Origin of the sequence: Bacillus cereus group sp. N12, assembly GCF_016483575.1 — a bacterium.
GTDB lineage: Bacteria > Bacillota > Bacilli > Bacillales > Bacillaceae_G > Bacillus_A > Bacillus_A toyonensis.
This window is the reverse complement of sequence record NZ_JAEHBO010000143.1, coordinates 1-7,327: the sequence shown is the minus strand read 5'-3', so window position 1 is coordinate 7,327 and position 7,327 is coordinate 1. Positions and strand designations below refer to the sequence as shown.

Sequence of the window (7,327 nt, the reverse complement as noted above, 5' to 3'; positions counted from 1 at the left end):
TCTTATGCGTAAAACCTTCGGTTGTGTACGTTTCGTGTATAACAGAATGTTAGCTGAACGGAAAGAAGCGTATGAAAGACATAAAGATGATAAGGGTCAACTAAAGAAACAAAAGCTTCCCACTCCTGCAAAATACAAAGCAGAATTTGAGTGGTTAAAAGAAGTTGATTCATTAGCTTTGGCAAATGCTCAACTAAACTTGCAAACTGCCTATAAAAATTTCTTTAGTGGTCAAAATGACTTCCCAACATTCAAAAGCAAAAAAGACAGAAAGTCTTATACAACGAATGTAGTGAACGGAAATATTATATTGCTTAACGGTCATATCAAATTGCCAAAACTGAAAATGGTGCGTATCAAACAGCATAGAGAAATACCACAAGACCATATAATCAAGTCATGTACGATTTCTATGACACCTACTGGTAAATACTATGTGTCCATTTTGACTGAATACGAAAAAGAGATCGTACAAAAGGAAGTAGAAACAGTTGTTGGATTAGACTTTGCGATGGATCAATTATACGTCAGTTCTGAGGATGAGAGAGCCAATTATCCTAAGTTCTATCGTGAAGTGTTAGACCGATTAGCAAATGCTCAACGAGTATTATCAAGACGTACAAAAGGTTCAGGGCGTTGGAATAAACAACGTATCCGTGTAGCTAAGCTGCATGAAAAAGTAGCAAACCAACGTAAGAACTTCCTTCATCATAAGTCTAAAGAGTTAGCTACTCATTTTGATGTTGTAGCTATTGAAGATCTAAATATGAAGGGAATATCGCAAGCACTTCATTTTGGAAAAAGCGTCGCTGATAATGCGTGGGGTATGTTCACCTCTTTCTTAGCTTATAAACTAAATGAACAAGGCAAACAGCTTGTGAAAATAGACAAATGGTTTCCTTCCACAAAAACATGTAGCAGTTGTGGAAATGTGAAAAATATGTCATTGTCTGAGCGAGTCTATTCTTGTATATGCGGTGTAAATCTCGATAGAGATTATAACGCAGCTATCAATATCAAAAATGAAGCAATACGCCTATTGGCGTTAGCAGAGATAGCAATAAAATAACCCTTAGAACAAGGGAGTTAGCTCGGCTGTCTTAGGACGAATTCGTTAGCTACCAAAAGTAACGACTAACCGAGAAGCCCCTACTTCAAACAGTCCGTTAGGACGTTAAGTGGCGGGTAGTTCACCATCTATATTTTTGATTCAACAAGTTGTAAACCCGGGTGGTAAATATGTTGATGTAAGTCCTTGGATATCGTATTCTTCAGTTTTCCATTCCCTAAATCTTCTTCATCAACATTAATAGTTTTTGGGGCGACTCGATTTGTTAGCTTAATAATTATGGAGCTTTCCTCTAAAAGAACCAAAGCAAACAATAAAAGCGCTTGCATAATTAAAAATCCGAGTTATAATACTTGTATACAAGTATACTTGATTAACATGAGGTGAATTTATGGCGAAATCAATGGAATTTCTTTATCCTGAAAAATGGCTTTCAAAAGCTTCTACAGGTGATCGTGTTGCGAGCGAACTGAGAATGCGCATTATTGTAGGCGAAATTGAAAGCGGTACCATCCTGTCGGAAAATAAATTAGCTGCCGATTTTTCTGTAAGTCGGTCACCCGTCCGTGAAGCATTAAAAGTACTAGCTTCTGAAAATATTATTCGCTTAGAAAGAATGGGTGCAGTTGTCATTGGTTTAACCGAGAAAGAAATCGAAGAAATATATGATGTTCGTTTACTTATAGAAACGTTTATCTTTGAGCGACTTGTAAAGATGGACACAAATGATTTAGTAAGAGAACTAAATAAAATAATGGAAATGATGAAAATCGCCATTAAATATCATGATTCTGATGAATTTTCTTATCAAGATCTCTTATTCCATGAAACGATTATTCGAACCATTGAGCATTCCTACATCCTGATGATTTGGAATAATTTAAAGCCTGTTATGGAAAGCTTAATCCTTTTATCAATGCGTACTCGTTTCAAGGAAAAGTACGAAGACTTTGAACGGATTATAAAAAATCATGAGCTTTATATAAAAGCAATCGAATCAAAAGATCGAGCCCTCATGATTAAGGCCTTACATCAAAATTTTGATGATGTTCAAGGGAAAGTTGAAGATTTCTGGATGTCACAACAAATGTTATCTAAAGGAGTAGAGCAAGGACATGAGTAGCTATATGTTAGGTATAGATATCGGTACAACAAGTACGAAAGCAGTTTTATTTACTGAAAAAGGCGAAGTCATCCAAACCGAGAATATTGGTTATCCACTTCGCACACCGGATATATCCACAGCGGAACAAGATCCAGAAGAGATTTTCCAAGCTGTTTTACAAGCGATATCAAATATAACGAAACAGCATTCAGATAAAAAACCATCGTTTATTTCATTTAGCAGTGCTATGCATAGTGTCATTGCTATGGATGAAAATGATCATCCGCTGACACCTTGTATCACTTGGGCAGATAATCGTAGTGAGGCATGGGCACATAAAATCAAAGATGAACTGAATGGCCATGAAGTTTATAGACGAACAGGAACACCTATTCACCCAATGTCACCATTAAGTAAAATTACATGGATTGTGAATGATCATCCGGAAATTGCTATTAGAACGAAAAAATATATTGGAATCAAAGAATATATCTTCAAACAATTCTTTAATCAATATGTTGTTGATCATTCCATCGCCTCGTGCATGGGTATGATGAACTTAAAAACACTAGATTGGGATGAGGAAGCTTTAAAAATTGCTGGTATAACACCAGCTCAATTATCTGAACTTGTACCAACCACCCAAATATTTAGCAACTGCAATCCAGATTTAGCCCAAAAGATTGGTATCGATTCACAAACACCGTTTGTCATTGGTGCAAGTGATGGGGTGCTTTCTAATCTAGGTGTGAATGCAATTCGAAAAGGTGAGATTGCCGTCACAATTGGGACAAGTGGTGCTATTCGGACCATTATTGACAAGCCACAAACAGATAAAAAAGGAAGAATATTTTGTTATGCCTTAACTGAAAAGCATTGGGTAATTGGTGGACCGGTAAACAATGGCGGAATGGTCCTTCGTTGGATTCGTGATGAACTTGCTTCATCAGAAGTAGAGACTGCGAAAAGACTAGGAATTGATCCATACGATGTATTAACTAAAATAGCTGAACGCGTGAGACCTGGTGCAGACGGATTATTATTCCATCCATACCTCGCAGGTGAACGTGCACCATTATGGAATCCAGATGTACGTGGCTCCTTCTTCGGTTTAACTATGTCACATAAGAAGGAACATATGATTCGTGCTGCTTTAGAAGGCGTTATATATAATTTATACACTGTATTCTTAGCGTTAACCGAATGCATGGATGGTCCTGTAACCCGTATTCAAGCAACAGGCGGCTTCGCAAGGTCTGACGTTTGGCGACAGATGATGTCCGATATTTTCGCATCTGAAGTCGTTGTTCCAAAGAGCTACGAAAGCTCTTGTCTAGGTGCATGTATATTAGGTCTCTATGCCACAGGAAAAATTGATTCTTTTGAAATCGTTTCCAAAATGGTTGGCAGTACCTACAAACATACACCGAAAGAAGAAGCAACAAAAGAATATAGACAATTACTGCCGATATTTATTAATTTATCAAGGGCGCTAGAAGATGATTATACACGAATTGCAAATTATCAAAGAAATTTAATAAAGTAAAACTTTCATCAGTAATCCCCACGCCTCGCTTCTATCTAAATATCGAGGTGGGGGCCTTACTGCCCACGAATAGTGGGATAAATACAAATACAGCTAAGATTAGGGGGGAACTACGATGCCATTAGTCATTGTAGCAATTGGGATTTTAGCATTACTTTTACTGATTATGCGCTTTAAATTAAATACCTTTATTTCATTAATCATTGTATCGGTCGGGGTTGCTTTAGCACTTGGAATGCCACCAGAAAAAATTTTTAAAACCATTGAAGCGGGATTAGGGGGAACACTTGGTCATTTAGCACTCGTTTTTGGACTTGGTGCGATGTTAGGTAAGTTGCTTTCAGATTCTGGGGGCGCACAACGCATTGCCATGACCCTTGTGAAAAAATTCGGTGAAAAGAACATTCAATGGGCTGTTGTGACTGCCTCATTTATTATCGGGATTGCATTATTTTTTGAAGTAGGATTAGTATTATTAATTCCAATTGTATTTGCGATTTCAAGAGAATTAAAAGTTTCTATCTTATATCTCGGTATTTCGATGGCAGCAGCTTTATCTGTAACACACGGATTTTTACCGCCACACCCAGGACCAACTGCTATCGCTGGTGAATTACATGCAAACATCGGTGAAGTATTACTTTACGGTTTTATGATAGCGGTTCCAACGGTTGTATTAGCTGGACCTGTATTTACTAAACTTGCAAAAAAACTAGTACCTGAGGCATTCACAAAAACCGGTAATATCAAATCTTTAGGTGAGCAGAAAGTATTTAAACTTGAAGAAACTCCTGGCTTTGGAATCAGTGTTTTTACCGCTTTACTGCCTGTTCTTTTAATGGCAGTCGCTACAATTATTACTTTGCTGCAAAAAACAATGGGATTCAAAGATAATAGTTTACTAGCAACGATCGAGTTTATTGGGAATGCGGATACAGCCATGTTGATATCCTTACTAGTCGCGATCTATACAATGGGATTGGCAAGAAATATTCCAATCAAAAGCGTGATGGAATCTTGTACAACAGCGATTTCAAATATTGGGATGATGCTCTTAATTATTGGTGGAGGCGGCGCTTTCAAACAAGTATTAATTGATGGCGGCGTTGGTAACTATGTAGCCGAATTATTCAAAGGAACTTCATTATCACCAATCTTGCTCGCATGGATTATCGCTGCCATCTTACGTATTTCATTGGGGTCTGCTACGGTTGCTGCATTAACAACTGTCGGTTTAGTGATCCCGATGTTAGGTCAATCTGATGTTAACCTTGCTTTAGTTGTCCTTGCAACAGGGGCTGGTAGTTTAATTGCTTCACACGTGAACGATGCTGGTTTCTGGATGTTTAAAGAGTACTTTGGTTTAAGCATGAAAGAAACATTTGCAACATGGACTTTACTTGAGACTATCGTTTCTGTAGCCGGATTAGGATTTACTTTATTATTAAGTTTATTTGTATAGATCTTTCTAAACAATAAAAGGGATACGGAAGCTGTTTAATTTGATTTTCCGTAATTAACCAGTTAATTTTCATGATTGATTAATAAGGATGAAAATCTCTCTTTATTTTTTAACTTGATAGTGATGTGCCGTGTCCCTATAACCTTTCGCAAGAATACTGGCGGAGCCTATTGAAATGAAAAAGATTGATTATTTGATTAAAGTGTTATTTTAGGTATATATACTATAATACAGAGTAACATACATGGAAAGGAACGATGGAATATGGCAAAGTTACAAATTGGAGTTGTTGGTGTGGGCGTTATGGGAAAAAGCCTCGCACTTAACTTTGAGAGCAAAGGGTATTCTGTGGCCCTATATGATATTTCAAAGGAAAAAGTTGATGAAATCATTGAGGAAAACCGTGGTAAAAACTTAGTTGGTACTCATATAGTTGAAGAGTTTGTTAACTCACTTGAATCACCTAGAAAGATTTTATTAATGGTGAATGCAGGGGAAATTACAGATAAGGCGATTGATTCTCTAGTCCCTCACCTCGATAAAGGTGATATTTTAATTGACGGTGGTAATACATACTTTGTCGATACAATTCGCCGAAACAAACGTCTTGCCGAAGAAGGAATCAATTTCATCGGGGCAGGTGTGTCAGGTGGCGAAGAGGGTGCATTGAAGGGACCATCTATTATGCCAGGCGGACAGAAAGATGCATACGAAAAAGTAAAGGATATGCTTGAAAACATCTCTGCAAAAGTGAATAACGAGCCTTGCTGTTCTTATATCGGACCTAATGGGGCAGGTCACTATGTAAAGATGGTTCACAACGGTATTGAGTATGGAGATATGCAATTAATTTGTGAAGCATATTTCTTCTTGAAACAAACACTTGATTTGACTGCAGAAGAGTTCCATGAAATATTTGCTGAATGGAATAAAGGTGAACTGAACAGCTATCTAATTGAGATTACCGCCGATATCTTCAAGAAGAAAGATGAAGAAACTGGTAAGCCATTAGTGGATGTTATTCTTGATACTGCAGGACAAAAGGGTACAGGGAAATGGACAAGCCAAAGCGCACTTGATTTAGGTATCTCTCTGCCTATTATCACGGAATCTGTATTTGCACGTTGCATTTCTGCTTTAAAAGAAGAGCGTGTGAACGCAAGTAAAGTTTTATCTGGCCCTAAAGAAAAAACAGCAATTGGAGTTGAAAAAGCTGAATTAATTGAAGCAGTGCGCCAAGCTTTATATATGAGTAAAATTTGTTCTTATGCACAAGGATTCACGCAATTGAAGGCAGCTTCTGAGGAATATGATTGGAACCTTGATTTTGGCAGCATTTCTATGCTTTGGAGAGGCGGATGTATTATCCGTGCTGCCTTTTTACAGAACATTAAAGAGGCTTATGAAACAAACACTGAACTACCGAACCTTTTACTTGATCCATACTTTAACGAAATTGTAGAGTCATATCAAGGTGGATTACGCCAAATTATCTCAATGGCGGTACAACAGGGCATTCCGATACCTGCATTTTCAGCAGCAATTTCTTATTATGACAGCTATCGTACTGCCAAACTACCTGCAAACTTGTTACAAGCGCAGCGCGATTATTTTGGAGCGCATACGTATAAACGAGTAGATAAAGAAGGTACATTCCACACAAAATGGATCTAAAATAAGAAATGGACTAAGATTAAATTCTTAGTCCATTTTTCATCACACAATTCACAGGCTATAAGACTCCCACTGATGGAATTTCACTTTAAACGAATGACTGAATCAAAATGCGTTTATTTTTCCCATTTAGATGAAAAACTACATAGCCTTATCAGGGCTATAAACTCTTATTTGAAACTACATAGCCTTATCAGGGCTATAATCTCTTATTTGAAACTACATAGCCTTATCGGGGCTATAATCTCTTATTTGAAACTGCATAGCTTTATCGGGGCTATAATCTCTTATTTGAAACTACATAGCCTTATCAGGGCTATAATCTCTTATTTGAAACTATATAGCTTTATCGGGGCTATAGGCCCTTATTTGAAACTGCATAGCCTTATCGCGGCTATTACTTCTTACTTGAAACTATATAGCTTTATCACGGCTATTACTTCTTACTTGAAACTGCATAGCCTTATCATG

5 protein-coding genes are annotated in these 7,327 nt (G+C 37.4%); all 5 read left to right on the top strand.

The genetic code is table 11. The features are described 5' to 3' along the window. Positions 1–1,069: RNA-guided endonuclease TnpB family protein (locus tag JDS92_RS29195; RefSeq protein WP_242476055.1), on the top strand; the 1,069-nt coding region annotated here is incomplete at its 5' end. Between the two features lie 391 nt (positions 1,070–1,460). Beyond that, on the top strand, positions 1,461–2,192 hold the full coding sequence (gntR, locus tag JDS92_RS29190) for a gluconate operon transcriptional repressor GntR (protein WP_199632985.1): 732 nt from the start codon (positions 1,461–1,463) through the stop codon (positions 2,190–2,192). Next, a complete protein-coding gene (gene gntK, locus JDS92_RS29185; RefSeq protein ID WP_199632984.1) occupies positions 2,185–3,720 on the top strand; it encodes a gluconokinase in 1,536 nt (511 codons plus the stop codon). The genes gntR and gntK overlap by 8 nt, the downstream gene beginning before the upstream one ends. 115 nt (positions 3,721–3,835) lie before the next feature. Further along, positions 3,836–5,182: a gluconate permease GntP gene (gene gntP / locus JDS92_RS29180; protein WP_098711540.1), complete on the top strand. Its 1,347-nt coding sequence runs from the start codon at positions 3,836–3,838 to the stop codon at positions 5,180–5,182. 264 nt (positions 5,183–5,446) lie between these two features. Beyond that, complete coding sequence (gene gndA / locus JDS92_RS29175) at positions 5,447–6,856, top strand: NADP-dependent phosphogluconate dehydrogenase (protein WP_199632983.1); 1,410 nt, start codon at positions 5,447–5,449, stop codon at positions 6,854–6,856. Positions 6,857–7,327 lie beyond the last annotated feature (471 nt).

Coding starts and splice junctions, on each gene's coding strand:
- gndA (WP_199632983.1), top strand. CDS start 5,447: ATGGCAAAGTTACAAATTGGAGTTGTTGGTGTGGGCGTTATGGGAAAA.
- gntR (WP_199632985.1), top strand. CDS start 1,461: ATGGCGAAATCAATGGAATTTCTTTATCCTGAAAAATGGCTTTCAAAA.
- gntP (WP_098711540.1), top strand. CDS start 3,836: ATGCCATTAGTCATTGTAGCAATTGGGATTTTAGCATTACTTTTACTG.
- gntK (WP_199632984.1), top strand. CDS start 2,185: ATGAGTAGCTATATGTTAGGTATAGATATCGGTACAACAAGTACGAAA.